General features: G+C 61.4%; 1 protein-coding gene. It reads right to left on the reverse strand.

Annotated features, from left to right (window positions below; translation table 11 throughout):
- Positions 1 to 394, reverse strand: a 394-nt coding sequence (locus tag BN1119_RS07590) for a tRNA methyl transferase PRC-barrel domain-containing protein (protein WP_041996067.1), incomplete at both ends; no start/stop codon positions are given.

Genomic DNA, 394 nt, shown 5'->3' on the forward strand with positions numbered 1-394 from the left:
CCCCTTGCGCCACCACCAGGGTATTGCGCTCCACCTCTTTGTCCACCACGTACCAGGCCTCTTCGGTGGCATCTTTGCGACCGCCGATGCCGAGCCCCTTGCGCTGACCCAGGGTGTGATACATCAGCCCCTGATGCTCGCCGATGACCTTGCCGTCCACGGTTTCGATGGGACCGGGCTGGGCGGGCAGGAACTTGGCCAGGAAGTCCTTGAACTTGCGCTCGCCGATAAAGCAGATGCCGGTGGAGTCTTTCTTCTTGGCGGTGATGAGGTCGAGCTGCTCGGCGATGCGGCGCACCTCGGGTTTTTCCAGATCCCCGACCGGGAACAGGCTCTGACCCACCTGGGCTTCGCTTAAGGTGTAGAGGAAGTAGCTCTGATCCTTGTTGGTGTC

This window comes from Aeromonas bivalvium (assembly GCF_000819765.1).
In the GTDB taxonomy this organism is placed as follows: domain Bacteria; phylum Pseudomonadota; class Gammaproteobacteria; order Enterobacterales; family Aeromonadaceae; genus Aeromonas; species Aeromonas bivalvium.